Source organism: Burkholderia cenocepacia, from assembly GCF_014211915.1.
Taxonomy (GTDB): domain Bacteria; phylum Pseudomonadota; class Gammaproteobacteria; order Burkholderiales; family Burkholderiaceae; genus Burkholderia; species Burkholderia orbicola.
In genome coordinates this window covers 481,180-506,359 of sequence record NZ_CP060039.1, presented here as the reverse complement: position 1 = coordinate 506,359, position 25,180 = coordinate 481,180, and the positions used below count along the sequence as shown (strand labels likewise).

Here is a 25,180-nt window from a genome sequence, read left to right as displayed (position 1 = left end):
GACATCGCCTTGACCCGAACCCGGCGCATCGAGATGCGAACCCGGGTCGGCCGCACGATGCATGGGACCCGAGTAGACGCTGAAGCGCCAACTCGGGTCGACATCTGGAGCCACGATGAATCCCACCGACGCCCTACCGCCCGGCATCGTCTTCGCGCAACCGTTGGCGCCCGTCGCCAATTCGCTGCTCCTGTCGTTCCTCGTCGCGGTGATCCCGATCGCGGTCGCGCTGATCGCGCTCGGCGTGCTGCGCCGCCCCGCATGGCAGGCATCGCTCGCCGGGCTCGTCGCGGGCCTCGCGGTGGCGATCGGCGCGTGGGGCATGCCGGCCGGGCTCGCATTCAACGCGGTCGGCGCCGGCATGGCGCTCGCGGTCGTGCCGGTGATGTGGATCGTCTTCAACGCGCTGCTGCTGTACAACATCGCGGTGAAGTCGGGCCGTTTCGACCAGTTCCGGCAGTGGATGCTCGACAACCTGCCCGACGATCGCCGCCTCGTGCTGCTCGTCGTCGCGTTCTCGTTCGGCTGTCTGCTCGAAGGGATCTCCGGATTCGGCACGCCGGTCGCGATCACGAGCGCGCTGCTGATCGCGCTCGGCTTTCCCGCGCTCGAAGCGCTCACCTATACGCTGCTGTTCAACACGGCACCGGTCGCGTTCGGCGCGCTCGGCGTGCCGATCACCGTGCTCGGCGCGGTCACGTCGCTGCCGCCTGTGACGCTCGCGCAGATGGTCGGCCGCCAGTTGCCGTTCTTCGCGTTGCTGCTGCCGTTCTACGTGGTCGGCGCGTATGGCGGGCTGCGCTCGATCGCGAAGCTGTGGCCGGCGCTGCTCGTGTCGGGCGGCAGCTTCGCGCTCGCGCAGTTCGTCACGTCGAACTTCCTCGGCTACCAGCTCACCGACGTGCTGTCGTCGCTCACGTCGCTGATCGTGACGATCGGCTTCCTGCAGCTGTGGAAGCCGCAGCCCGATCCGCAATACGCGCTCGCGCGCAGCGTGCCGGCCGCCGCCGGCGCCGCGCGCGCGGGCTTCGGCGGCTGGCTGCCGTGGCTCGTCGTGTCGGTGGTCGTGATCGTGTGGGTGCACGCGAACATCGCGGCGATCGGCGACGTGAAGATCAAGTGGCCGGGCCTGCACAACGCCGTGTACGTGTCGCTGTACCACAAGCCGTATGCGGCGATCTGGGATTTCCAGCCGCTCGGCACGGGCACCGCGATCCTCGTGTCGGCAATCATCACGGCCGCGCTGACGCGCACCGGCCCCGGCGCGTTCGTCGAATGCGTGGTGAAGACGTGGCGGCAGACGTGGATCGCGATCGTCACGGTGATGATGATCGTCGGGCTCGCGTACCTGCTGAACTACTCGGGCATCAGCTATACGCTCGGCACCGGCGTCGCGTCCACCGGTGCGCTGTTCCCGCTGGTGTCGGCATCGCTCGGCTGGATCGCCGTGTTCCTGTCCGGCAGCGACACGTCGGGCAACGCGCTGTTCGGCAACCTCCAGGTCGTCGCCGCCCGGCAGCTCGGCCTCGATCCGGTGCTGATGGCCGCGACCAATTCGTCGGGCGGCGTGATGGGCAAGATGATCTCGCCGCAGAACATCGCGACGGGCGTGTCGACGACTGACCTGAAAGGGCAGGAGGGTGTCGTGTTCGCACGCACCTTCTGGCACAGCGTGATCCTCACGCTGTTGCTCGGCGTGCTGGTGTTCCTGCAGCAGCACGTGCTGACGTGGATGATTCCGGCGCTACCGAAGTGACGCACGGCGCCGCGACAGAAGGAAGGCACGAGGAAGGCAACGAGGGAAGGCGCGGCAAAAGCGCCACGCAATGTGCGGAACCGGCGAACGCGCGGCGGCTCAGCGCGCGTTCGCCCGCCGCATCGTTCGTCCGGTTTCGATCGCGTCGGCAGCATCGACCACGCCGGCCGCTTCGCCGCCGCCCGGCAGGATGCACGCAAGGAACGCATCGATCGCGGGGCTCTGGCGGCGCGCTTTCAGGTAGTACACGTATTCGTCGATCGTCGTGTCGACGCCGCGCAGCGCGATCACGCGCAGGTCCGGATGGCGTTCGGCTTCGCCGAGCGGAAACAGGCTGCCGCCCACCCCATGCAGGATCGCCTCGCGAATCGCTTCGCGGCTGCCGATCTCGGCGACCGACGTCGCCGCGACGCCGGCCGCGGCGAGGATCGTCTCCGTGCAGCGGCGCGTGACCGACCCTTCCTCGCGCATCAGCAGCCGCACGTCGGCGAGCCGCGCCGCGTCGATCGACTCGAACCGCGCGAGCGGATGATGGCGGTGCACGACGAGCACGAGCGGATCGGTCGAGATCACCTTGCGTTCGAGGCCGTCGGCGTCATTGCGCTGAGACGAGACCGCAAGATCGATGCGGGATTCCTGCAGCGCCTGTAGGATTTCCTCGGAGTTGCCGATCCGGCACGTGAGCGCGATCGACGGGTGCGCGTTCGAGAAGCGGCCGACCGCATCCATGATGTAGTACGGGCCCGTCGCGCCGATCCGCAGATGGCCCTCGAACAGGCCGCCGACGTTGCGCAGCATGATGTCGGCCTGCGCCTCGAGCGCGATCATCTTCTCGACGAGCGGCAGCAGCTCGATGCCCGTCTCGGTCACCTCGAGCTTGCGGCCGCTGCGGTAGAACAGTTCGACGCCGTACACCTGCTCGACCTGCCGGATCTGCGCGGCGATCGTCGGCTGGCTCACGCCCAGGTGGCGCGCGGCGCGCGTGATGCTGCCCTGCCGGACGGTCGCGTGGAACGCCTTCAGCTGATCGAACACGACTCGGCTTCTCCCCTCTTCATCGCGCGTCAGCGTAGCGCACGCATATGTCGGCCGGATGAAAGACGGGCCGTGCGAGACTTCGAAAAAAAGCTGGGGGTGACCGCAAGAAACCTGCGGGAACCGGTCACGGCCGGGACATGCCGGTGCGGGGTAATAACGGCGACGCAAGATCGCCGGCCCGCTCGCCCGGCGCCCCCACTCCCACCGACCACAGGTGCTCTTCATGTCTTCGAACAATCGACGCGATTTCCTGCGCCTCGCCGCGCAGTCGGCCGGCGCGATGGCCGCCTACGCGGGCTTCCCGCCCGCGATCCGCACTGCGCTGGCGATGCCGGCCGCCTATCGCACCGGGACGATCCGCGACGTGGAGCACGTCGTGATCTTCATGCAGGAAAACCGTTCGTTCGACCATTACTTCGGCGGGCTGCGCGGCGTGCGCGGTTTCAACGACCCGCGCCCGCACCTGCTGCCGAACGGCGCACCGGTGTGGCAACAGCCACCGGCGTCGGTGTTCACGAAGAACTACCATTCGCGCGGGCTCGATCCGTCGGCGCCGTACGTGCTGCCGTTCTATCTCGACCCGAAGCAGACGACCGAATTCCAGCCGGGCACCAACCATGGCTGGAGCAGCGGCCACCTGTCCTGGAACAACGGCCAGTGGGACCAGTGGGTGAACCAGAAGCAGGACGTGCTGACGATGGGCTATCTGAAGCGCCAGGATCTCACGTACCACTACGCGCTCGCCGACGCGTTCACGATCTGCGATGCGTACTTCTGCTCCGCGCATGCCGACACGGCGCCGAACCGCATCTACCTGTGGACCGGCACGGTCGACTCGCGCAACGTCTACGGCAGCGCGCCGAACGGCCCGGGCATCGGCGAGCGCAACGACGTGAACGGCTACACGTGGACGACCTACGCCGAACGGCTCGAGAACGCGAAGATCAGCTGGAAGGTGTACCAGGGCGGCACCGGCATTCCGGGCGACCCGACCGACAACTACACCGACAACTCGCTGATGTTCTTCAAGCGCTTCCAGGTGAAGGAAGGCGCGAGCGGCCCGCTGGTCGACAAGGGCGCGTCGGACCACACGCTCGCAGAGCTGAAGGCCGACGTGCAGGCGAACCGGCTGCCGCAGGTGTCGTGGATCGTGTCGCCGTACAAGTACAGCGAGCACCCGCAGGCGTCGCCGACCGACGGCGCGTTCTACATCAACATGGTGCTCGAGGCGCTGACGTCGAACCCCGAAGTGTGGGCGAAGACGGTGTTCATCCTGAACTACGACGAGAACGACGGGCTGTTCGACCACGTCGTGCCGCCGGTGCCGCCGGTCACGAGCGGCGTGGGCGGGCAGGGCATCGTGTCGTCGAACCTGCTGTCGACCCTCGGCGACGAGCTGCTCGATCTGAACAAGTACCCGGGCGAAATGAGCCCGCTCGTGCCGGGCGCCGACCCGGGCGGCATCCAGCCGATCGGCCTCGGGCCGCGCGTGCCGCTGATCATCATCTCGCCGTGGACGAAGGGCGGCTGGGTCTGCTCGGAGACGTTCGACCATACGTCGGTGCTGCGTTTCCTCGAAGCGCGCTTCGGCGTGAAGGAGCCGAACATCAGCGCGTGGCGCCGGTCGATCTGCGGCGATCTCACGTCGGCGTTCGACTTCTCCGCGCGTCCCGACACGCGCACGGTCAGCTTCACGGTGCCGCAGCACATCGCGACCGCCGGCCAGGCGTACCAGGTGCCCGCGCAGCAATCGATGCCGGCGCAGGAGCCCGGCACGCGTCCGGCGCGTGCGCTGCCGTACGAGCTGTTCGTGCACAGCCGGGTGGGCGCGCATGACGACACGGTGTCGCTCGACTTCGCGAACACCGGCGACGCGGGCGCCGCGTTCTACGTGTACGACCGCCGCAACCCGGCGACGCCGCCGCGCCGCTACGCGGTGTCCGCGCGCGACCGCTTCGTCGATACGTGGAGCACGTCGGCCGCGCGTGGCGAGTACCATCTGGCCGCCTACGGCCCGAACGGCTATCTGTGCGAGTTCCAGGGCAACACGCGGCTCGCCGCGGACGGCCGCCACGCGAACCCCGAAGCGAAGATCGGCTACGACGTGCGCAATCGCCACGTGTACCTGCAACTGCGCAACAGCGGCCGCGCGACGTGCCGCGTGACGGTCGACAACGCGTACAGCCATGCGCATGCGCGCACCTACACGCTGGAGCCGGGCGAGCGCGTCAAGGGGCACTTCGAGCTGTCGTCGAGCCACGGCTGGTACGATCTGACGATCACCGCGACGACGCTGCGCGGCGGCGACGACAAGGTCGTGCGCCGCTTCGCGGGCCACGTCGAGACGGGCCGGCCGAGCCACAGCGATCCGGGGCCGGTGAAGCAGACGGCCTGACGGCGCGGCGCGGCGGTCGTGCGAAGCGGGGCAGTTCGCCCGTAGCGCGCGACCACCGCGTGCCGGTCCCGTTCCGGCACGCTGGATTGGCTTTTGGAAACTGAAAACTGTTGACAATATTTGGAGCCGAGGGTATACAAGGATCATTCGCCGATATGGCGCCCTCGTTTTCATCCACAGCCCCGCTGCCTGCCCGACCATGACTGCCCCGAACGCGCTCAGCGCCATCGAACTCCTGCAAAGCCAGTCGCTCGCGATGATCGTCCAGGACATGCTCGAGCGCGCGATCGTCTCCGGCGAATACGCGCCCGGCGAAAAGCTCAACGAAGTCGAGATTGCGACGAAGCTGAACGTGTCGCGCGGCCCGGTGCGCGAGGCGTTTCGCGCGCTGGAGCAGGCCGGCCTGCTGCGCAACGAGAAGAATCGCGGCGTGACCGTGCGGGTCGTGCCGCTGCGCGAGGCCGAGGAGATCTACGAAGTGCGCGCGATGCTCGACGAATCGGTCGCGCGCGCGCTCGCGAAACGCATCTCGCCCGATACGCTGAAGGTGCTGAAGGGCATCATCCAGTCGATGAAGGACGCCGCAAAGACGCACGACGTCACGCGCTATACCGAGCTGAACGTGCAGTTCCACGACGCGATGGTCGTCGGCGTCGGCAATACCCATCTCACCGATACCTACCGTCGGCTCGTGCGCCAGCTCGGCCTGCTGCGCCAGGCGGCGATCGAGGCCGAGGAGGATGCGATCGCCGTGTCGGCGGCCGAGCACGACAAGATCGTGCAGGCGCTCGCGGCCGGCGACGAGGACAAGGCCGTCGCGCTCGTGCGCGAGCACGTCGCGCACGGCCTCGCGCGGATGCGCCGTACGCACGACGAGCAGGGGCTGCCCGCGACGGGCAAGGCGGCGCGGGAGAAGGCCGGCGCGTAAGCGTCGGTCAATGCCCGCGCGGGCTGCCGCGCACCGGCAAAGGGACGCGTTGCCGCGTCCCTTTTTCGTTGCGGGTTCCGCTCAACGCATCGTCACGCCTTGTCGGCCTTCCCCGCCGCGCTCGCGAATTTCGCGAGCCACGTATCGATAGCCGACGGCTGCCGGCTCTCGTCCTCCGCGCGCTCCTTGCGGCGGATCGCGTTGCGCACGACGTGCGCGCCGACATAGCGGATCGGCTCCGGCGGGAAATGGCCGAGCGGGCCGCGCACGATCGGGCTGCGCGTCCACGCGTTGTCGAGGCCGAGCACCAGCGACGACAGAATCTGCCCGCCCATGTAGGTCGGCCCGACGCCGTTGCCCGAATAGCCGAAGCCGTAGAACACGTTCGGCGCATCGTCGAGGCGGCCGAAGAACGGGAAGCCCGTCACCGAACGATCCGACGGCCCGTTCCAGCTCGCGGTGATCGGCACGCCGGCGAGCGACGGGAAGAATTCGCGCAGGCTGCGCGTGAGCTGCGCCTCGTACGGCGAGCGGCGATCGAACACGGGCGCGATGCGGCTGCGCCACGAGAACGTGTTGCCGCCCTTGCCGAGCATCAGCCGGCCGTCGGCGGTCGTGCGGTAGTAGTACACGAAGATCCGCGAATCGAGCACCGATACGCCGTCCACGAGCCCGGTCCGCTCGAGCAGCTCGGGGCATTTCTCGGTGATCACCATGTCGCTCGACACCACCGCGATCGTCCGTTCGAACTGCGGGAAGCGGCTCGCCATCCATGCGTTGATCGCGAACACGAGCTTGCCCGCGCTCACGCTGCCGGACGGCGTGCGCACGACGGCCGGCTGGCCGGGCGTGAAGTCGAGCATCGGCGTGCGCTCGTAGATCCGGATGCCCATCGCAAGCGCGACGCGGCGCAGCCCGCGCACGAGCTTGCCGGGATGCACGGTCGCGGCGATCGGCGAGTAGACGCCGTCGAGATTGCGCGCGGAGCCCGAGCGGCGCGCGACTTCGGCGGGCGGCAGCGGCTCGTAGCTGTGGATGCCGCACGCGGCGAGCGCGTCGAGCACCGGCGCGAGCGTGCCGACCTGCGCGCGCGACGTCGCGGTGTACAGCGTGCCGTCGAGCCGCAATTCGGCATCGATGTGGTGCGCGCGGCAGAAATCGGCGATGTGCTGCACGGCCGCTTCCGACGCCTTCACGAGCCGGATCGCCTCGGCTTCGCCGAACAGGCGCCGCAGCGTCAGGAATTTCGCGGACCACGTGAGCAGGCAGCCGCCGTTGCGGCCGCTCGCGCCGGCGCCGCACAGGTCGGCCTCGAGGATCGCGATGTCGAGCGCGGGGTCGTGCTGCTTCGCCTGGATCGCGGTCCAGAGGCCCGTGAAGCCGCCGCCGACGATGCACACGTCGGCCTGCGTCGCGCCTTGCAGCGCGGGGGCGAGATCGCCGTCGTTGAACAGCGCTTGTTCGATCCAGAAAGGTCGCATCGGAGGTTCGTCGATAAGGGGCCGTGCGGCGCACGGCCGGGAAAACGGGCGGCCGCCTGCGCCTGCGCACGCGGCCGGGGCATCGCGTCACATCGTCAGGCCGCCGCTTCGGCCGATACGCGGCGCACGCCCATCGCGCGCAGCGTGTCGGCGATCGCGGCGACGGCGCCTGGTATGCCGGCTTCGCCGAAATGGCCGATGCAGCCGACGCGGAACGTCTCCACTTCGGTCAGCTTGCCCGGATACAGAATGTAGCCGCGCTTTTTGACCTCCTGATAAAACCGCTTGAAGTCGTAGTTCGGATCGTCCGGCGCATGAAACGTGACGATGATCGGCGCCTGGATCGCGGGATCGAGGAACGGCCGGAAGCCGAGTGCGCGCATCCCGTCGATCAGCGCGTGGGTGTTGCGCTGGTAGCGGCCGCCGCGCGCGGCGAGCCCGCCTTCGTCGACGTATTGCGCGACGGCCGCGTCGAGCGCGGCGACCACGTGCGTCGGCGGCGTGAAGCGCCACTGCGTCGTGCGCTGCATGTAGACCCATTGGTCGTACAGGTCCATCGCGAGCGAATGGCTGTTGCCTTCGCAGCGTTCGAGCGCGCTGCGCTTCGCGATCACGAAGCCGAGCCCGGGCACGCCTTCGAGGCATTTGCCGGACGCGGCGATCACTGCGTCGAACGGCGTCGTGCGTGCGTCGATGTCGATCGCGCCGAACGAGCTCATCGCATCGACGATCAGCGCGCGCCCGTGCTTGGCGACGACCAGCGCGATGTCGTGCAGCGGATTCAGCACGCCGGCGCCGGTTTCGCAGTGCACGAGCGCGACGTGCGTGATCGACGGATCGGCGGCGAGCGCGCGCTCGACGTCGGCCGGATCGACGCGGCGATCCTCGCGGTAGTCGATCGTCGTGAGCCGCCGGCCGAGCACGCGGCAGATCTTCGCGAGGCGCTGGCAGTATGCGCCGTTGTTCGGCACCAGCACGTGGCCGTCGCGCGCCACCAGCGTGCCGATCGCCGCCTCGACCGAGAACGTGCCGCTGCCTTGCAGCGGTACGCATTCGTGCGTGCCTTCGCCGTGCACGATCCGCAGCAGGCGCTCGCGCAGCCGCGCGGTGATCGCGTTGAAGTCGCCGTCCCACGAGCCCCAGTCGCGCAGCATCGCGTCGCGCGTGCGCTCGGAGGTCGTCAGGGGGCCGGGGGTGAGCAGGATGGGCGGGGCGGCGAGCGTCATGGTGTCTCCTTGATGAAGTCGGGACGTCACGTGGATACGGCAGGGAATCAACGGCGATGCGGATGGCGCCACGCCTGCGTACGACGCAGCAGGCGGTGCGAGATGCAGGCGAACAGCACGCACGCGAACGACGAGGTCGCGAGCACGAGCGTGGCCATCGCGGCGGCCGGGCCCATCTGGCCCGCGTCGTCGAGGTTCAGGATCGCGACCGATGCGGGCTGCGTGTCCGGCGAGTACAGGAACGCGACGGCCGACACCGTCGTCATCCCGTTGACGAACAGGTAGCGCGCGATCAGCAGGATCGCGGGCAGGCACACGGGTACCGTGACGCGCAGGAAGGTCTTGTAGAACGGCACCTTCAGCGACGCGGACACGGCCTCGAACTCGCCGTCGATCTGCCTGAGCGCGGTCACCGCGGTGAGATGGCTCGACGCGTAGTAGTGGACGACCGTGACGATCGCGAGCAGCCACAGCGATCCGTACAGCCCGTTCAGCGGATTGCCGGGCGCGTTGAACAGGAAGATGTAGCTGATGCCGAGCACGAGCCCCGGCACGCCCATCGGCAAGATCGCGCACAGGCTGATGAAGCCGCGCAGCCAGCGTGCGCCGCGGGTCTTCTCGATCAGGTAGGCGCCGCCGAACACGACGATCGTGCCGCCGATCGCCACCGTCGCGGCCATCCGCAGGCTGTTCTTGTAAGCGTCGAAGATGCCGGCGCCGATCAGTCCCATCTCGTAATGCTGCAGCCCGAGGGTCATCCGGTACGGCCAGAACTTCACGAACGACGCGAACACCGAGATGCCGACCACCGCGATGAAGAACGCGCACACCAGCGCGCAGTACGCGAGCATCGCGGCGTCGAAGCCGCGCGACGGCTTCGGCTGGTACGGCGTCGAGCGCGCGCCGAGTTGCGACTGCTGGCGACGGCGGATGAAGTAGTCGACGCCGAACGCGACGAGCGCCGGGCACAGCAGCATCAGGCTCACGACCGCGCTGCGGTTGAAATCCTGCAGCCCGATGATCAGCTTGTAGATGTCGGTCGACAGCACGTTGTACGAGCCGCCGATCACGACCGGCACGCCGAAGTCGTTGATGCACATCGTGAACGCGACCATCGTCGCGCTGATCAGCCCGTACTTCGCGCCGGGCAGCGTGATCGTGAAGAACTTGCGGATGCGGCGCGTGCCCATCGCGTCGGCAGCCTCGTAGAGCCGGCCGTCCGCGAGCGACAGCGCGGTGACGAGGATCATCAGTACGTGCGGGAACGACGCGTACACCATGCTCAGCACGATGCCCGGCAGCCCGTAGATCGAATGGCCGTGCAGCAGCGGCTTCAGGAGCCCCGCATTGCCGAACCAGTAGATGAACGACACGGCCGACAGCAGCGTCGGCGCGAGCAGCGGCAGCAGCGCGATCGTGCGCGCGGCGTTCTTCAGCGGCATGCACGAGCGCGTCAGCGCATACGCGAACGTGAACGCCATCGGCACGACGATCATCGTGACGAGCGCGCCGACCGTCAGCGAATGCAGCATCGAGCGCAGCACGCCGCTGTCCTCCAGATACTCGACGAAGTTGTGCGCGCCGACGAAGCGCCCGTCCGCGTCGACGAAGCATTTCTGCACGACGAGCGCGAGCGGCAGCAGCAGGAACAGCGACATCAACGCGGCCATCGCGACGAGCGCGAATTGCGCGAGGCGGTCGTGCCAGTGCGTGATCTGCCGCACGTCGGCGGGGGCGGACGCGCCGCGGCGGCGCTCGGTCAGGACGGTGCTCATTGCAGTCGCTCCTTCGCGCACGGGAACACGCGGACATGCTCGCGATCGAGCGCGAGGTCGATGCGCGCGCCGGCCTGCACGCCGGTGCGGTCGACGTCGTGATACGACAGGTCGGCGACGATCTCCTGGCCGTCGAGCCCGTCGATCCGGAAGCTCACGCGGCAGAACGCGCCGAGGAATTCGAGCTTCTCGACGCGGCCGGCCAGCACGTTGTCGGCCGTCTCGCCCGGCACGCGGATGCGCAGGTCCTCGGGCCGCACGTAGACCGATACCGCCGCGCCCTGCGCGGGGCGGGACGCGCCATGGCGGCAGTCGAAGCCGACGCCGCCCGCGCGCAGCGTGCCGTCCCGCGCGACTTCGGCGGGAATCGTGTTGACGCGGCCGATGAAGTCCGCGACGAACGGCGACGCGGGCTGCCGGTAGATTTCGAGCGGGGTGCCGATCTGCTCGATCACGCCGTGGTTCATCACGACGATGCGATCGGCCATCGACAATGCTTCTTCCTGGTCATGCGTGACCATGATCGTCGTCACGCCGAGCCGTTGCTGCAGCGCGCGGATTTCCTGGCGCAGCCGCACGCGCACGCGCGCGTCGAGCGCCGAAAGCGGTTCGTCGAGCAGCAGTAGGCCGGGGGACGTGGCGAGCGCACGCGCCAGCGCGATGCGCTGCTGCTGGCCGCCGGACAGCTGGCCCGGATGCTTGCGATGGCTGTCGGGCAAACCGACCAGCGCGAGCAGCGTGTGCACGCGCTCGCGGATCGCGTCGCGCTTCATCTTGCGGTTCACGAGCCCGTACGCGACGTTGTCGTACACGGTGAGGTTCGGGAACAGCGCATACGACTGGAACACGATGCCGTAATCGCGCAGTTGCGGCGGCAGCCGCGAGATGTCGCGGCCATCCTGCATGATGTGGCCGGCGTTCTGCGTCTCGAGCCCCGCGATGATCCGCAGCAGCGTCGTCTTCCCGCAGCCGGACGGCCCGAGGAAACAGATCATCTCGCCCTTCATCACGCTCAGGTTGATGTCGGTGAGGACCTGCGTGTCGTTGTACCGCTTCTCGATGCGTTCTACGCTCAGATAAGGTGCCATGCGCGCCTCCAGAGAGGGGCGGCCCGGGGGCCGGATTCGACGACGGAAAGGGTGGCGCGGGGCGGCGCGCGGCGCGGCCCCGCTGCCGGTCGCGGCGTTACTGCCGGGCTTTCGCGCCGTAGCGCTTCTGCCACGTATCGAGGATCGACTGGCGGTTCTTCGCCGACCACACGAAGTCGTTCTTCACGAGCAGGTCCGAGTAGTTGTCGGGGATGCCGGCCAGCTTCCGCGCGACGCCCGGATACGCGACGATCGCCCACCAGCGCGCGGTGATCTGGTTCGCTTCCTTGCTCGCCATGAAGTCGGCGAGCTTCTTCGCGGCGTCCGGCTGTTTCGTCGTCTTCATGATCGCCGTGCCTTCCATGTCCCAGCCGAGCCCTTCCTTCGGGAACACGAGGTCGATCGGCGCGCCCTGCGACTGCAGTTCGTGGCCGCGGAACTCGAACGAGATGCCGATCGGGAATTCGCCGGTGCCGGCGAGTGTGCACGGCTTCGAGCCCGAGTGCACGTACTGCGCGACGTTCTTGTCGAGCGCATCCATGAATTTCCAGCCTTTATCGTCGCCGAAGGTCTGCAGCCACGCGGTGACGTCGAGGTAGCCGGTGCCCGACGACACGGGGCTCGGCATCACGATCGCGCCTTTGTAGACCGGCTTCGTCAGGTCTTCCCACGACGTCGGCTTCGGGAGGTTCTTCGCCTGCGCGGCGACGCGGTTGTAGCAGATCGTCGCGCCCCACACGTCCATGCCGACCCAGTGCGGCGGCGTGTTCGCGTCGCTGTACTTGCGCGTGAGCTGGTCGAAGCCCTTCGGCGTGTACGGCATCAGCATGCCCTGCAGGTCGAGCAGCGTGAGGCTCGACGCGGCGAGGCCGAGCACGACGTCCGCGCGCGGGTTGTTCTTCTCCGCGAGCAGCTTCGCGGTGACCGAGCCGGTCGAGTCGCGCACCCAGCGGATCTCGATATCGGGGTTCGCTTTCTCGAACGCGTCCTTGTAGGGCTTCATCGCCTCGTCTTCCAGCGCGGTGTAGACCAGCAGCGACGTCTTCGCGTGCGCTGCCTGCGCGGCGCCGAGCGCCACTGCCGCAGCCAGCGCGACGCGGGCCGCGCCCGCCGCCCATGCGTCCAAACGCTTGTTTACCGGCACTTCGTTCATCTTCAGACCCCTTGACTGTGGCGCCGCGGCACACGGCGGATGAGTGGAGACCAGCCCTCTTATGCTTCCTCGTGCTTTCGTATTTTGCTTTCTGTTCTCTGCATGTTGTTGACAATCTACAAATCATCAATTTTAATGTCAAGCATGGAAAACACCTCTGTTCGGCGCGGCGCGGGCGCCGACGGCTCACACCCTTCGACCTGAAAGGAATGAACGTCATGACTGAAACGCCTGTATCCGTGGAAGTGAACGGCCGCCGCTACAACTGGATGAGCCGGCCCGTGGTGGTCGTCTGCGTCGATGGCTGCGCATACGAATATCTGGAGGAAGCCGCCGAGGCCGGCGTCGCGCCGTTCCTGCGCACGCTGCTGAAGCCCGGCACGGCGCTCAAGGGCGAGTGCGTGGTGCCGAGCTTCACGAATCCGAACAACCTGTCGATTGTCACCGGCGTGCCGCCGGCGATCCACGGGATAAGCGGCAACTACTTCTACGATCGCGACACCGGCGCCGAGGTGCTGATGAACGATCCGAAGTACCTCGTCGCGCCCACCGTGCTCGCGACCTTCGCCGATCAGGGCGCGCGCGTCGCGGTCGTCACCGCGAAGGACAAGCTGCGCCGCCTGCTCGGCAAGGGGCTCAAGGGCATCTGCTTCTCGTCGGAAAAGGCCGATGAAGCGAGCGTCGAGGAAAACGGCATCGACCACGTGCTCGAGCTGGTCGGCAAGCCGGTGCCGAGCGTGTATAGCGCGGACCTGTCGGAATTCGTGTTCGCGGCCGGCGTGCGCCTGCTCGAGACGCGCCCGATCGACCTGATGTACCTGTCGACGACCGACTACGTGCAGCACAAGTGCGCACCGGGCACGCCCGGCGCGAACGCGTTCTACGCGATGATGGACACCTACCTGCAGCGCCTCGACGCACTCGGCGCGATCGTCGCGATCACCGCCGATCACGGGATGAACGCGAAGCACGACGACGCGACCGGCGAGCCGAACGTGATCTACCTGCAGGAGCTGTTCGACGAATGGCTCGGCCACGACGCGGCGCGCGTGATCCTGCCGATCACCGATCCGTACGTCGTGCACCACGGCGCGCTCGGTTCGTTCGCGACCGTCTACGTCCCGGCGTCCGCCGACACCGACGCGCTGCGCGCGCGGCTCGCGGCGGTCGACGGCATCGAGGTCGTGCTGACGGGCGCCGAAGGCTGCGCGCGTTTCGAGCTGCCGCCCGCGCGGATGGGCGACCTGATCGTGATCTCGAAGCAGGACGTCGTGCTCGGCACGCGCCGCATCAAGCACGACCTGTCGGGCCTCGACGTGCCGCTGCGCTCGCACGGCGGGATCTCCGAGCAGATCGTGCCGCTGATCTTCAGCAAGCCGGTCGCGACCGACGTCACGGGCCGCGCGCGGCTGCGCAACTTCGACATCATCGACATCGCGCTCAACCATCTGCAGTGACGCGGCCGCATCCGCCAGGAGACACTCATGAACGCCATTGCAGCATCGACGGATGTCCGCACGCCTCATCGTGAAGCACTGCGAATCGACGGTGAAAAGATCTACCGCGACGCGGTGATCGAAGTACGCAACCCGTACGACGGCACGCTGGTCGGCACCGTGCCGAAGGCGACGCTCGACGACGTGCGCCGCGCCTTCGCGGTCGCGCGTGCGTACCGGCCGACGCTCACGCGCCACGATCGCGCGGCGATCCTGCGTCGCGCGGCCGACATCGTGCGGGCGCGCACCGCCGAGATCGCGGCGCTGATCACGGCCGAGGCCGGGTTGTGCCTCAAGGATTCGACGTACGAAGCCGGCCGTGTGGCCGACGTGCTGACCTTCGGCGCCGGCGAAGTGCTGAAGGACGACGGGCAGATCTTCTCGTGCGATCTGACGCCGCACGGCAAGAAGCGCCGCGTGTACACGCAGCGCGACCCGCTGCTCGGCGTGATTTCGGCGATCACGCCGTTCAACCACCCGATGAACCAGGTCGCGCACAAGATCGTGCCGTCGGTCGCGACCAATAACCGGATCGTCGTGAAGCCGTCGGAGAAGGTGCCGCTGTCGTGTTATCGCTTCGCGGACATCCTGTACGAAGCCGGCCTGCCGCCGCAGATGCTGCAGGTGATCACCGGCGACCCGAAGGAGATTGCCGACGAGCTGATCACGAACCCGGCGATCGACATGATCACGTTCACCGGCGGCGTGTCGATCGGCAAGTCGATCGCCGCGCGAATGGGCTACCGGCGCGCGGTGCTCGAACTCGGCGGCAACGATCCGATCATCGTGATGGAAGACGCCGATCTCGACGAAGCGAGCACGCTCGCGGTGTCGGGCTCGTACAAGAATTCCGGGCAGCGCTGCACGGCGATCAAGCGGATGCTCGTGCACGAGGCGGTGGCCGATCGCTTCACGGAACTCGTCGTCGAGAAGACGCGCGCCTGGTCGTACGGCAATCCGTCCGATCCGTCGGTCGACATGGGCACCGTGATCGACGAAGCGGCCGCGAAATTCTGCGAGCAGCAGGTGAACGACGCGATCGCGCGCGGGGCGCGGCTGCTGGTCGGCAACGTGCGCGACGGCGCGCTGTATTCGCCGACGGTGGTCGATCGCGTGACCCCCGACATGCCGCTGGTCAAGCATGAAACCTTCGGGCCGGTGTCGCCGATCATGCGCTTTCGCGACATCGACGAAGCGATCCGGATGTCGAACAGCACCGACTACGCGCTGTCGTCGTCGGTGTGCACGAACCGCTTCGACCACATCACGCGCTTCATCACCGAGCTGGAAGTCGGCAGCGTGAACGTGCGTGAGGTGCCCGGCTACCGGCTCGAACTGACGCCGTTCGGCGGCGTGAAGGATTCGGGGCTCGGGTACAAGGAGGGCGTGCAGGAAGCGATGAAGAGCTTCACGAATACCAAGACGTATTCGCTGCCGTGGTAAGCGACGTGTAAGGCGCCCGCGCCGGCATCGTGGCCGGTGCGGGCGTTATTCGATCGGCTCATATCGTTAGCCGATTTGCGTTTTTGCCGGCCCTCCACGCATCGGTAGAATTCGCGGACCTCTCGAACGGCGCAGGCGCGCCGGCGGGATGATCCTCTCCAATCATTCGGGGTCCGCACCATGAAATTCCTCCGCTCGCTCCTGGTCGTCGCGCTGCTGCAGGCCGTCGCGGCCACCAGTGCGCTGGCTGCCGACGACCTGTCGCAGATCAAGTCGGCCGGCGTGTTCCGCGTCGGCACCGAAGGCACCTACGCACCGTTCACGTACCACGACGAGACCGGCAAGCTGACGGGCTTCGACGTCGACATCGCGACCGCGATCGCGCAGCGTCTCGGCGTGAAGCCGCAGTTCGTCGAAGGCAAATGGGACGGGCTGATCGCGGGGCTCGACGTGAACCGCTACGACGCGGTCGTCAACGAAGTGTCGATCACCGACGCGCGCAAGGCGAAATACGATTTCTCGACGCCGTACATCACGTCGCACGCGGTGCTGATCGTGCGCGCGGACAACACGACGATCCGCTCGTTCGACGACCTGAAGGGCAAGAAATCCGCGAACACGCTGACCAGCAATTTCGGCAAGCTGGCCGCCGCGCACGGCGCCGACGTGGTGCCCGTGCAGGGCTTCAACGAATCGATCGACCTGCTGACGTCCGGCCGCGTCGATGCGACGATCAACGACTCGCTGTCGTACCTCGATTTCCGCAAGCACAAGCCCGACGCGAAACTGAAGATCGCGGCGACCGACACGAGCGGCGCGGGCGACGCGTCCGGCGTGCTGCTGCGCAAGGGCAGCCCCGCGCTGGTGGCCGCGATCGACAAGGCGCTCGCGGACATCAAGGCGGACGGTACCTACGCGAAGATCTCGCAGAAGTACTTCGGCCGCGACGTGTCGCAGCCGTGACGCGAGGCTGAACGATGCCGGCCTGGCTGCACCTGATGGCGGAATCGCTGCGGCCCCTGCTTTACGCGGGGCTCGTGTTCACGGTTCCGCTCACGCTCGCGTCGTTCGCGATCGGTTTATTGCTTGCGTTCGGCACGGCGCTCACGCGGCTGTTCGGGCCGCGCTGGGCGCAGGCTGTCGTGCGGTTCTATATCTGGCTGTTTCGCGGCTCGCCGCTGCTCGTGCAACTGTTCGTGATCTTCTACGGATTGCCGAACGTCGGCATCGTGCTCGATCCGCTGACGGCCGCCGTGATCGGTTTTTCGCTGAACGTCGGCGCATACAACGCGGAAGTGATACGCGGCGTGATCGAGTCGATGCCCAAGGGGCAGTGGGAGGCCGCGTACTCGATGTCGATGACGCGCGCGCAGGCGCTGCGCCGCGCGATCCTGCCGCAGGCCGCGCGCGTCGCGCTGCCCGCGCTGTCGAACTCGTTCATCTCGCTCGTGAAGGACACGTCGCTCGCGGCCGTGCTGACGGTGCCCGAGATCTTCCAGGCCGCGCAACGCATCGCGGCCGTGACCTACGAGCCGCTGATTCTCTATACCGAAGCCGCGCTGATCTACCTGCTGTTCAGCTCGGTGCTGTCGTCGCTGCAACGCCGGCTGGAGCTTCGCTTCGGCCGCCACGCGCTGTTCCAGGCGGAGTTGCGATGATCCGCCTCGAACGCATCGACAAGTCGTTCGGCGCGCATCGCGTGCTGAGCGGGATCGACCTCGCGCTGCAGCCGGGCAGCGTGACCGCGCTGATCGGGCCGTCCGGCAGCGGCAAGAGCACGCTGCTGCGCTGCGTGAACCTGCTCGAAGTGCCGGAGGCGGGTGCGCTGGTCGTCGGCGATGCGCGCATCGACTTCGTGCCGGCGCGCCGGCCGTCGCGCGACGCGGTGTTCGCGGTGCGCAAGCAGACCGGCATGGTGTTCCAGAACTTCCAGTTGTTTCCGCATCTGAGCGTCGTGCAGAACGTGATGGAGGGGCTCGTGACCGTGCAGCGCTGGCCGCGCGAGCGGGCCCGGGAGCGCGCGCTCGCGCTGCTCGACAAGGTCGGCATCGCGGACAAGGCCGACGCATGGCCGGCCACCCTGTCGGGCGGACAGCAGCAGCGCGTGGCGATCGCGCGGGCGCTCGCGCCGTCTCCGCAGGTGCTGCTGTGCGACGAGCCGACGTCGGCGCTCGATCCGGAGCTGTCCGTCGAAGTGGTCGAGGTGCTGCGCCAGCTCGCGCGCGAAGGCACGACGATGCTGATGGCCACGCACGACCTGCGCCTGGCCGCGTCGATCGCGCATGATGCGGTGTTCCTCGCCGATGGCCGCATCGTCGAAGCGGGCGCCTCGCGCGACCTGTTCGGCCGGCCGCGCGACCCGCGCACCGCGAAGTTCGTCGCGACGCTCGCGCAAGGCGTGCCGGCGTTCTGACGCGGCACGCGATACGCGTGCGGCGATGCTCAGCCGGGCGTGTACCCGTCGAGCACGGCGGCGACGATCGCTTCCGGCGCATCCTCCTGAACCAGATGGCCCGCGTGCGGGACCCGGATCAACTGGCCGTTCGCGATGCGATCGGCGAGCGTCTGCCCTTGTTCGAGCGGAATCCACACGTCGTCCTCGCCCCACACGATGCGCACCGGAAAGTCCGGCGGCGCGTAGCGGGCCTCCGCTTCCTCGATGTAGCGCTGGCGCATCTGCGCGATCTGGCGATAGAACGCGGCCTGGCCGGCCGGCGTGAGCCACGGCTCGCGGTAGATCGACAGCACGTCGTCGCTCAACGGCCGTGCGACTGCCTGGCCGATATACGCCGACACGAGCGCATGGTGTGCGTATGCGGGCAAGCCGGTGAACGCGGCTTCGTGCTGCGCGACGTGACGCACGAACGGCGAGCCTTGCGGCGCGATCGCGACCGGGTTCACGAGCGTGAGATCCGCATACGCGATGCCGCCGAGAAAGTGCGCGCGCAGCACGGTTGCGCCGCCGTAGTCGTGCGCGAGCACACGCGGCCGCGCCAGTTTCCATTCATTCAGCAGCGCGCCGAACAGCACGTTCTGGCGGCCCAGCGACACGTCCGCGTCCGGCATGTCGGACTGGCCGTAGCCGAGCAGGTCATAGAAATACACGCGATGGCGTCGCGCGAGCCACGGCGCGATCCGGCGCCAGACCTGCGACGAAAACGGCGTGCCGTGCACCAGCACGAGCGGCGGCCCTTCGCCGAGCGTGCCCCATGCAATCCGGTGGCCTTCGAAATTGAAGCGGTTCGGGAGTTCGAGCATCGGCTTCTCCGTGATAACCTGTTTTCGTTGTTAACAGGTTACGCCGGATTCTCCGGATGTGAAACTGATAGGCGAAAATAAATGGTTACTCGATCCGACCCGGCGCGACCCGGGTACGAATGGCGTGCGGCCGATTTCATCGGCGGCCATCCGGCGCTCGACTTCCTCAATACGGTGGCCGACACGGGCAAGACGCGCGACGAGGAGAAGCTCGTCGACTGGCCGGCTGTGCGGGCGTGGGCCGGGAAAGCGGGATTGCTGGCGCCCGACGATCTGACGCGGCTGCTGCGTCATCCGCGCCAGGACGGCCCGGATGAACTGGCGGCGCTGCGCCGCTTTCGCGACGACGCATACATCGCGATCGCGCATCTGACGGCCGAAGGCGGCGGCAGCGCGGGCGCGCGCGCGGCGGAGCGGCTCGCGGTGGCGATCCGCGACGCGATCGGGCGCAGCGCATTCGACGCGGTCGGCGGCCGCTTTGCATGGCGGCCCGATGCACGGGCCGCGTCGCGCTGGGTCGATGCGGTCGCGCTCGGTTTCGAGCATCTGATGCGCAGCGACGATTTCGCGCGCGTGCGGCAATGTGGCCGGTGTACGTGGTTCTTCGTCGATCGCGGCCGCGGCGTCGGGCGGCGGTGGTGCGACATGCGCACGTGCGGCAATCGCGCGAAGGTGGAGGCGTTCAGGGAGCGGTGATGCGCGCGTCGCGGCGATTGCCGCGCCGCGCGTGCGTCATTGAGCGGCTTCGTGCGGCCGATGATCGGGCCATAACGTCGCGGCGACGAACAGCCCCGCTGCCAGGAATGGCGCACCGATCGCGAACAGGATGGCCGTGAGGCCCCAGCGATCCCAGAAGCGGTCGACGAGCGCGCGCTCGGGCGTGACGGGGTCGTACAGCACGTTGACCGCGTCGCCTTCGTGCAGCCCGGGGTGCGACGATGCCGAGCCCTGGGCGAACGTGATGAGTCGCCCGCTGTCGGTCGTGAACGCGACGACGGCCGAATACAGCGCCGTGCGCGACCGCGACGACCGCCCGTTTTTCGCGATCTCGACGACGTGGCCGGTCGAACGCGCATAGTGGTGGACGATTTGCCACTGACGCAGGCCGGCCGCGCCGGCGCCGGCGAGGAAGCCCGTGCCGATCGCGATCGGAATCAGCACGATCGCGACATCCCAGCGGCGCTGTGCCGGCTTGCGTGCGGCGCGGCGTGGTGCCGGGTCCGATTGCCGTCGGCGGCGCTCGCTGGCGATCAGCAGCCCGCCGATCGCGAACGACGCGACGGCGAGCAGCGTCGGCACGGCCACCGGAAACCAGCGTTGCGTGAAATCGTCGATCAGCGCGGGGCGCTCGGGATGATCGGGGTCGAGCAGGATGTCGACGTTTTCGCCGATGTCGTATGCGGGGACCGTCGACGCGGTATTGCCGGCGACTTCGCGGCGCTGGCCGTCGTTCGCGAGGTAGGCGACGATCGGCCGGTACGCGCGCATCGCATCGCTGTCCTGGACGATCCGCACGACCGTGCCCGGCGCGCGGACCAGGTGGCCGGGTTCCCGGCCGGCCGTGACGGCGAGTACGCCGGCCAGCACGAACAGGACGACACCGATCATCAGCGCGATCAGCGCGTCCTTACCCGGCATGACGCGATCCGGTTCGTGCGTCGCGCGGATTCGGGTGTGCCCCGGTGAACGGCCCATCGCGACGGACGGGCCGATATTGACGCAACCATGCCCTCTGAATGGTCGCGTCTCGTTCACATGCTTCCATGTCTGACGTCCCATGTTCTCTCAGTGCCGGCGGGCAAACGACGATGCCTGGCGCCGGTCGTGTGATATTTGTCGGACGATTCTAGCGGAAACGATGCGCGACAGGCGTGCGGTTGCATACCGCCGCGAAGGGTCCGTGTCGCGAGTGCGGCGCGCCAAAACGGAAAAGGCCGGTCAGCTTTCGCTGACCGGCCTTTGAAATTCCTGGTGGGGCGTGAGTGACTCGAACACTCGACCTACGGATTAAGAGTCCGCTGCTCTACCAACTGAGCTAACGCCCCCAACAGAAGAAAGATTATGCCGGGGTTTTCAGGGCATGGCAAGCCCTTTGTGCAAATTTCCTGAAAATATTTCGTCAAGACAACGACGGCTGTCGGCGCGGTAACGAGCGATCGCAGTTCGCGCGCTCCCGGTATGATGACGCCACACGCGTTACGCGGCGGTCGCGCAACGCTTTCTGGACATCGAAGATGGACGAAAACGCAGTCCGCGAATTGCTGGATCGCCTGCTGGCCCCGTGGGTCCGCTCGCTGGGTCTGGTCCCCGTGTCGATCGGCGATGACAGCGTCACGCTGCGCCTGCCGTTTTCCGGCGAGTTCCGTCATTCGGGCGGCATCATCTGCGGCCAGGTGTTCACGGCGGCCGCCGACACCGCGATGGTGGTCGCGATCTCGGCCGCGCTCGGCGAATTCCGGCCGATGACGACGGTGTCGCTGAACACCAACTTCATGCGTCCCGTGCGCAAGGGCGACGTGCTCGTCACCGCGCGCGTGCTGCGAATGGGCCGCAACCTCGTGTTCGGCGAAGTCGAGCTGTTCGACGAGGACGGCAAGATGGCCGTTCACGCGACGTCGACCTACGCGCTCGTCAGCTGAGCGGCGCGATGTTCGACCAGATCGTCTTTGCGGGCGGCGGCAATCGCTGCTGGTGGCAGGCCGGCTTCTGGGATGTCGCCCAGCCGGCCCTCGCCCTGCGCCCGCGCGTGATCACCGGCATCTCGGCCGGCGCGGCCACCGCCTGCATGCTGTATACGCGCGACGCCGCATGGGTGATGCGCTATTACGAAGAGGCGCTGCGCCACAACCGGAAGAATGCCTACTGGGGCAACCTGTTCGGGCGCGAGCCCGTGTTTCCGCATTACCGGATCTATCGTCAGGCGCTGCTCGACATCTACGGCGAGCCGTTCGCGCAGCTCGCCGCGGCGCCGGAGATCCGCATCGGCGTGTCGCACGTGCCGCGCTGGCTCGGCGCGCGCAGCGCGGTCGCGGCCGGCCTCATCGCCTACAACATCGAGAAGTACGTGCGCAAGACGCTGCACCCGACGCTCGGGCGCACGCTCGGTTTTCGCCCCGAATTCGTGCGGGCGCAGGCCTGCACGCACGTCGACGAACTCGCCGACCTGATCCTGCAGTCGTCCTGCACGCCGCCGTTCACGCCGGTGCTGCGGCGCGGCGGCCGGCCGGTGCTCGACGGCGGGATGGTCGACAACGTGCCGGTCGATGCGCTCGATCCGTCGCCGGGCGACGTGCTGGTGCTGGTCACGCGGCTGTATCCGCGTCCACAGATGTTCACGGTCGCGCATGGCGAGCAGCGGCGGCTGTACGTGCAGCCGTCGAGCAAGGTGCCGATTTCGAGCTGGGATTACACGAGCCCGTCGCAGATGCGGCATGCGTACGATCTCGGGCGGCGCGACGGCGAGCACTTCCTCACGCGCGTCGGCGCGATGACGGGCGGCCGCGTGGCCGCCTGAAGAGCGGGAATGAAAGGGGGCCGCGCGATGCGCGCAGCCCGTGCGATCAGCGCTTGCGGATCGGCGTGAGCGCTTCCGGGTTGGCGACGCTCGACATGTCGCCGTCGTCGAACGCGAGAATGTTGCGGAATGCGGCACTGAAATACAGCTCGTAGCTTTCGCGCTCGACGTAGCCGATGTGCGGCGTGCAGATCACGTTTTCCATCCGCAGCAGGCTGTAGCCCTGCAGGATCGGCTCGCTTTCGAACACGTCGATCGCGACCATGCCCGGCCGGTTGTGCGACAGCGCGTTGACGAGCGCGTTTTCCTCGAGCAGCTCGGCGCGGCTCGTGTTGACGAGCAGCGACGTCGGCTTCATCCGCATCAGGTCTTCCTGCTTCACGATGCCGCGCGTGTCGTCGTGCAGGCGCAGGTGCAGCGACAGCACGTCGCTTTGCTCGAACAGCGCTTCGCGGCTCTCGGCGGCCGTGTAGCCGTCGGCGCGCGCGGCTTCGAGCGAATGCTCGCGGCCCCAGATCAGCACGTTCATCCCGAATGCCTTGCCGTAGCCGGCGACGAGCCGGCCGATCTTGCCGTAGCCCCAGATGCCGAGCGTCTGGCCGCGCAGCACCTGGCCGAGGCCGAAGTTCGGCGGCAGCGCCGACGTCTTCAGGCCCGACTGCTGCCACGCACCCTGCTTCAGGTTCGCGACGTATTGCGGAATGCGGCGCTGGGCGGCCATCACGAGCGCCCAGGTCAGCTCGGCCGGCGCGACCGGCGAACCGGTGCCTTCGAGCACCGCGACGCCGCGGTCGGTACACGCGTCGAGATCGATATGGCTCGACACGCGGCCGGTCTGGCTGATCATGCGCAGGTTCGGCAGCTTGGCGAGCAACTGGGACGTAATCGGGGTCCGTTCACGAATCAGCACGAGCGCCTCGACTTCCGCCAGACGGCTGGCGAGCTGTCCGAGGCCGCGCACCGTGTTGTTGAAGACCTTTACGTCGTGGCCGGCGAGCATCTCGAAGCAGTTCAGCTTGCGGACGGCGTCCTGGTAGTCGTCGAGGATGGCAATTTTCATGGTGAACGGGGTGTCGCGCGTTGAAAGCGGGGCCGTGGCGGCGGCGCACCTTGCGCACCCGTCCCGCCCGGCCGGGGCCGACATGATGCTACGTCGGCCGCCTCCATGGTGTCTTTTTAACAGGTTGTTACGCTCCGCCGCAATCAGCGCCAGCCACACCCGGCGCCGCTCCCGCGCGGTGCAACAGGGTGCGCTGTTGTGTCGCATCAAATATGTCCTTCCTGATTCGGCCATTTACTCGACGAGGTTCACCCAATTGTTGCTCTTGGCAGAATAATTGGATCAACTATCCGCAGAAGCCGAGGATTTTTGACTATTTTTATCGTCAACCGGCCCCTTGTTGAGCAACTCTGCATCATTTCCGCTGTCGTAGGAGAATTACGCATTTGCTTCATCTTTTTGAAGTTGTAACAGCGGCAGGAGTCGTTTATGGATCATTTGCAGTCGATGCGCGTGTTCGTCAAGGTTGCAGATCTCGGCAGTTTCGCGCGGGCCGCGAGCGCAATGGATATCTCCAACGCGGTCGCGACGCGCCACGTCGCCGATCTGGAAGGCCGGCTCGGCACGCGTTTGCTTAACCGCACCACGCGCAGCCTTTCCCTGACGGAGTCGGGTCAGGTCTATCTGGAGCGTGCCCGCCAGATCCTCGACGAGCTCGAGGACGTCGAGCAGATGGTCGTCGCACGCAATCACGAGCCGGTCGGCACGCTGCGCATCGTCGCGCCGGTGGTGTTCGGCCTGCACAACCTCGCCCCCGTGCTGCAGTCGTACACGGAGAATTTCCCGAAGGTGGTGCCCGATCTCACGCTGGTCGACCGGCAGGTCGATCTGGTCGAGGAAGGTTTCGACGTCGGCATCGTCGTCACGCGCCAGATGCGTAGCGCGAGCATCGTCACGCGGCGCCTGACCACCGGTTGCATGACCGTGTGCGCGACGCCGAGCTATCTGGAGAAGCACGGCGTGCCGACGCATCCGGAACAACTCGCCGAGCACCCGGCCCTGAGCCTGCCGACCGAATACTGGGGCGACGAGCGCGTGTTCACGGGGCCGGACGGCGAAGTGCGCGTGCGCCCGACCAACGTGATCGTCGCGAACAACACCGCGATGCTGCGCCAGTTCGCGTTGCTCGGGATGGGGGTCGCGATCCTGCCGAGCTACCTGATCGGCAGCGATATCGCGCGCGGCGCGCTCGTGCGGCTGCTGCCGGATTTCCGGCTGCCGCAGGTCGAGATCAACATCGCCTACCCGAGCCGGCGCCATCTACCGGCGAAGGTGCGTACGTTCATCGACCATCTCGTCGAGCATTTCAGCCACTCGACCGACGCGATGATGGGCGAACAGTGGGCCGCGCAGGGCGCGACGCTGCCGCCGATCGGCGTCGAGATGCGTGCCGAGCAGCCCGAATCGACCGATCCGAACCTGCAGCCGCGTCTGGCGCGCTCGCCGCGCACGCGCGTGGCGGTGCCGTCGCCGCTGTAACGACGCAGCGGCCCGGGCCGGCAGCGCTACAGCCGGCACAAAGAAAAAACGCGGATCGTTCGATCCGCGTTTTTTTTATGGCTGCGTGCC

21 protein-coding genes and 1 tRNA gene are annotated in these 25,180 nt (G+C 67.5%); 12 read left to right on the top strand and 10 right to left on the bottom strand.

Annotation, left to right across the window (positions count from 1 at the left end):
• Positions 1 to 115 precede the first annotated feature (115 nt).
• Positions 116 to 1,756 (top strand): L-lactate permease, encoded by a 1,641-nt coding sequence (locus tag SY91_RS02365; RefSeq protein ID WP_023476451.1) that lies wholly within the window; start codon positions 116 to 118, stop codon positions 1,754 to 1,756.
• A 99-nt stretch (positions 1,757 to 1,855) separates the two neighbouring features.
• Here SY91_RS02365 and SY91_RS02360 read toward each other — a convergent pair whose 3' ends face one another.
• A complete protein-coding gene (locus tag SY91_RS02360; RefSeq protein ID WP_023476450.1) occupies positions 1,856 to 2,791 on the bottom strand; it encodes a LysR family transcriptional regulator in 936 nt (311 codons plus the stop codon).
• A gap of 226 nt (positions 2,792 to 3,017) precedes the next feature.
• Here SY91_RS02360 and SY91_RS02355 point away from each other — a divergent pair, with 226 nt between their 5' ends.
• Both SY91_RS02355 and SY91_RS02350 read left to right on the top strand, forming a co-directional pair.
• A complete protein-coding gene (locus tag SY91_RS02355) occupies positions 3,018 to 5,189 on the top strand; it encodes a phosphocholine-specific phospholipase C (RefSeq protein WP_043887629.1) in 2,172 nt (723 codons plus the stop codon).
• A 199-nt stretch (positions 5,190 to 5,388) separates the two neighbouring features.
• Positions 5,389 to 6,117 carry a phosphonate utilization associated transcriptional regulator gene (locus SY91_RS02350; RefSeq protein ID WP_023476448.1) on the top strand — a complete coding sequence of 243 codons (729 nt, stop codon included), beginning with the start codon at positions 5,389 to 5,391 and terminating at the stop codon, positions 6,115 to 6,117.
• Positions 6,118 to 6,209: 92 nt separating this feature from the next.
• Here the strand turns inward: SY91_RS02350 and SY91_RS02345 are convergent, their stop codons facing one another.
• The 5 genes from SY91_RS02345 to SY91_RS02325 all read right to left on the bottom strand — a co-directional run bounded on the left by SY91_RS02345 (position 6,210) and on the right by SY91_RS02325 (position 12,840).
• On the bottom strand, positions 6,210 to 7,598 hold the full coding sequence (locus SY91_RS02345; RefSeq protein WP_023476447.1) for an FAD-dependent oxidoreductase: 1,389 nt from the start codon (positions 7,596 to 7,598) through the stop codon (positions 6,210 to 6,212).
• Positions 7,599 to 7,693: 95 nt separating this feature from the next.
• A complete protein-coding gene (locus SY91_RS02340; protein ID WP_023476446.1) occupies positions 7,694 to 8,824 on the bottom strand; it encodes a 2-aminoethylphosphonate--pyruvate transaminase in 1,131 nt (376 codons plus the stop codon).
• Between the two features lie 47 nt (positions 8,825 to 8,871).
• On the bottom strand, positions 8,872 to 10,599 hold the full coding sequence (locus tag SY91_RS02335) for a putative 2-aminoethylphosphonate ABC transporter permease subunit (protein WP_023476445.1): 1,728 nt from the start codon (positions 10,597 to 10,599) through the stop codon (positions 8,872 to 8,874).
• Complete coding sequence (locus SY91_RS02330) at positions 10,596 to 11,687, bottom strand: putative 2-aminoethylphosphonate ABC transporter ATP-binding protein (protein ID WP_023476444.1); 1,092 nt, start codon at positions 11,685 to 11,687, stop codon at positions 10,596 to 10,598. Before SY91_RS02330 ends, SY91_RS02335 begins: the two co-directional genes overlap by 4 nt.
• Before the next feature lie 97 nt (positions 11,688 to 11,784).
• A complete protein-coding gene (locus SY91_RS02325) occupies positions 11,785 to 12,840 on the bottom strand; it encodes a putative 2-aminoethylphosphonate ABC transporter substrate-binding protein (protein ID WP_023476443.1) in 1,056 nt (351 codons plus the stop codon).
• A gap of 218 nt (positions 12,841 to 13,058) precedes the next feature.
• On the opposite strand from SY91_RS02325, the gene phnA reads away from it, so the two are divergent.
• From phnA to SY91_RS02300, 5 genes are all read left to right on the top strand, one after another.
• Positions 13,059 to 14,297 carry a phosphonoacetate hydrolase gene (phnA, locus tag SY91_RS02320; RefSeq protein ID WP_023476442.1) on the top strand — a complete coding sequence of 413 codons (1,239 nt, stop codon included), beginning with the start codon at positions 13,059 to 13,061 and terminating at the stop codon, positions 14,295 to 14,297.
• Between the two features lie 27 nt (positions 14,298 to 14,324).
• A complete protein-coding gene (gene phnY, locus SY91_RS02315; RefSeq protein WP_023476441.1) occupies positions 14,325 to 15,779 on the top strand; it encodes a phosphonoacetaldehyde dehydrogenase in 1,455 nt (484 codons plus the stop codon).
• A gap of 180 nt (positions 15,780 to 15,959) precedes the next feature.
• A complete protein-coding gene (locus SY91_RS02310; protein ID WP_023476440.1) occupies positions 15,960 to 16,742 on the top strand; it encodes an amino acid ABC transporter substrate-binding protein in 783 nt (260 codons plus the stop codon).
• A gap of 14 nt (positions 16,743 to 16,756) precedes the next feature.
• Positions 16,757 to 17,437: an amino acid ABC transporter permease gene (locus SY91_RS02305; RefSeq protein ID WP_023476439.1), complete on the top strand. Its 681-nt coding sequence runs from the start codon at positions 16,757 to 16,759 to the stop codon at positions 17,435 to 17,437.
• Positions 17,434 to 18,192: an amino acid ABC transporter ATP-binding protein gene (locus tag SY91_RS02300; RefSeq protein ID WP_006485792.1), complete on the top strand. Its 759-nt coding sequence runs from the start codon at positions 17,434 to 17,436 to the stop codon at positions 18,190 to 18,192. The genes SY91_RS02305 and SY91_RS02300 overlap by 4 nt, the downstream gene beginning before the upstream one ends.
• Before the next feature lie 29 nt (positions 18,193 to 18,221).
• On the opposite strand, the gene SY91_RS02295 is transcribed toward SY91_RS02300, so the two are convergent.
• Complete coding sequence (locus SY91_RS02295) at positions 18,222 to 19,037, bottom strand: alpha/beta fold hydrolase (RefSeq protein WP_023476438.1); 816 nt, start codon at positions 19,035 to 19,037, stop codon at positions 18,222 to 18,224.
• Positions 19,038 to 19,118: 81 nt separating this feature from the next.
• On the opposite strand from SY91_RS02295, the gene SY91_RS02290 reads away from it, so the two are divergent.
• Positions 19,119 to 19,733, top strand: coding sequence for a CGNR zinc finger domain-containing protein (locus SY91_RS02290; RefSeq protein ID WP_023476437.1), 615 nt, complete (start codon positions 19,119 to 19,121; stop codon positions 19,731 to 19,733).
• Between the two features lie 36 nt (positions 19,734 to 19,769).
• Here SY91_RS02290 and SY91_RS02285 read toward each other — a convergent pair whose 3' ends face one another.
• Together SY91_RS02285 and SY91_RS02280 are read right to left on the bottom strand one after the other, a co-directional pair.
• On the bottom strand, positions 19,770 to 20,816 hold the full coding sequence (locus SY91_RS02285; RefSeq protein WP_043887628.1) for a DUF3592 domain-containing protein: 1,047 nt from the start codon (positions 20,814 to 20,816) through the stop codon (positions 19,770 to 19,772).
• Between the two features lie 190 nt (positions 20,817 to 21,006).
• Positions 21,007 to 21,082, bottom strand: a tRNA-Lys gene (locus SY91_RS02280).
• 189 nt (positions 21,083 to 21,271) lie between these two features.
• Between SY91_RS02280 and SY91_RS02275 the strand changes: the two genes are divergently transcribed.
• Positions 21,272 to 21,676 carry a PaaI family thioesterase gene (locus SY91_RS02275; RefSeq protein WP_006477449.1) on the top strand — a complete coding sequence of 135 codons (405 nt, stop codon included), beginning with the start codon at positions 21,272 to 21,274 and terminating at the stop codon, positions 21,674 to 21,676.
• An 8-nt stretch (positions 21,677 to 21,684) separates the two neighbouring features.
• Positions 21,685 to 22,551, top strand: a complete 867-nt coding sequence (locus SY91_RS02270; RefSeq protein ID WP_023476435.1) for a patatin-like phospholipase family protein — start codon at positions 21,685 to 21,687, stop codon at positions 22,549 to 22,551.
• A 46-nt stretch (positions 22,552 to 22,597) separates the two neighbouring features.
• Here the strand turns inward: SY91_RS02270 and SY91_RS02265 are convergent, their stop codons facing one another.
• On the bottom strand, positions 22,598 to 23,611 hold the full coding sequence (locus SY91_RS02265) for a D-2-hydroxyacid dehydrogenase family protein (RefSeq protein WP_011546490.1): 1,014 nt from the start codon (positions 23,609 to 23,611) through the stop codon (positions 22,598 to 22,600).
• A 429-nt stretch (positions 23,612 to 24,040) separates the two neighbouring features.
• Between SY91_RS02265 and SY91_RS02260 the strand changes: the two genes are divergently transcribed.
• Complete coding sequence (locus tag SY91_RS02260) at positions 24,041 to 25,090, top strand: LysR family transcriptional regulator (RefSeq protein WP_006485796.1); 1,050 nt, start codon at positions 24,041 to 24,043, stop codon at positions 25,088 to 25,090.
• Positions 25,091 to 25,180: the final 90 nt, after the last annotated feature.

Bases quoted from the DNA above. Each gene is read 5' to 3' on its own strand.
- phnA (WP_023476442.1), top strand. From the start codon at position 13,059: ATGACTGAAACGCCTGTATCCGTGGAAGTGAACGGCCGCCGCTACAAC.
- SY91_RS02275 (WP_006477449.1), top strand. From the start codon at position 21,272: ATGGACGAAAACGCAGTCCGCGAATTGCTGGATCGCCTGCTGGCCCCG.
- SY91_RS02325 (WP_023476443.1), bottom strand. From the start codon at position 12,840: ATGAACGAAGTGCCGGTAAACAAGCGTTTGGACGCATGGGCGGCGGGC.
- SY91_RS02305 (WP_023476439.1), top strand. From the start codon at position 16,757: ATGCCGGCCTGGCTGCACCTGATGGCGGAATCGCTGCGGCCCCTGCTT.
- SY91_RS02350 (WP_023476448.1), top strand. From the start codon at position 5,389: ATGACTGCCCCGAACGCGCTCAGCGCCATCGAACTCCTGCAAAGCCAG.
- phnY (WP_023476441.1), top strand. From the start codon at position 14,325: ATGAACGCCATTGCAGCATCGACGGATGTCCGCACGCCTCATCGTGAA.
- SY91_RS02310 (WP_023476440.1), top strand. From the start codon at position 15,960: ATGAAATTCCTCCGCTCGCTCCTGGTCGTCGCGCTGCTGCAGGCCGTC.
- SY91_RS02295 (WP_023476438.1), bottom strand. From the start codon at position 19,037: ATGCTCGAACTCCCGAACCGCTTCAATTTCGAAGGCCACCGGATTGCA.
- SY91_RS02270 (WP_023476435.1), top strand. From the start codon at position 21,685: ATGTTCGACCAGATCGTCTTTGCGGGCGGCGGCAATCGCTGCTGGTGG.
- SY91_RS02300 (WP_006485792.1), top strand. From the start codon at position 17,434: ATGATCCGCCTCGAACGCATCGACAAGTCGTTCGGCGCGCATCGCGTG.
- SY91_RS02290 (WP_023476437.1), top strand. From the start codon at position 19,119: ATGGTTACTCGATCCGACCCGGCGCGACCCGGGTACGAATGGCGTGCG.
- SY91_RS02330 (WP_023476444.1), bottom strand. From the start codon at position 11,687: ATGGCACCTTATCTGAGCGTAGAACGCATCGAGAAGCGGTACAACGAC.
- SY91_RS02345 (WP_023476447.1), bottom strand. From the start codon at position 7,598: ATGCGACCTTTCTGGATCGAACAAGCGCTGTTCAACGACGGCGATCTC.
- SY91_RS02355 (WP_043887629.1), top strand. From the start codon at position 3,018: ATGTCTTCGAACAATCGACGCGATTTCCTGCGCCTCGCCGCGCAGTCG.
- SY91_RS02285 (WP_043887628.1), bottom strand. From the start codon at position 20,816: ATGGGACGTCAGACATGGAAGCATGTGAACGAGACGCGACCATTCAGA.
- SY91_RS02335 (WP_023476445.1), bottom strand. From the start codon at position 10,599: ATGAGCACCGTCCTGACCGAGCGCCGCCGCGGCGCGTCCGCCCCCGCC.
- SY91_RS02265 (WP_011546490.1), bottom strand. From the start codon at position 23,611: ATGAAAATTGCCATCCTCGACGACTACCAGGACGCCGTCCGCAAGCTG.
- SY91_RS02260 (WP_006485796.1), top strand. From the start codon at position 24,041: ATGGATCATTTGCAGTCGATGCGCGTGTTCGTCAAGGTTGCAGATCTC.
- SY91_RS02365 (WP_023476451.1), top strand. From the start codon at position 116: ATGAATCCCACCGACGCCCTACCGCCCGGCATCGTCTTCGCGCAACCG.
- SY91_RS02340 (WP_023476446.1), bottom strand. From the start codon at position 8,824: ATGACGCTCGCCGCCCCGCCCATCCTGCTCACCCCCGGCCCCCTGACG.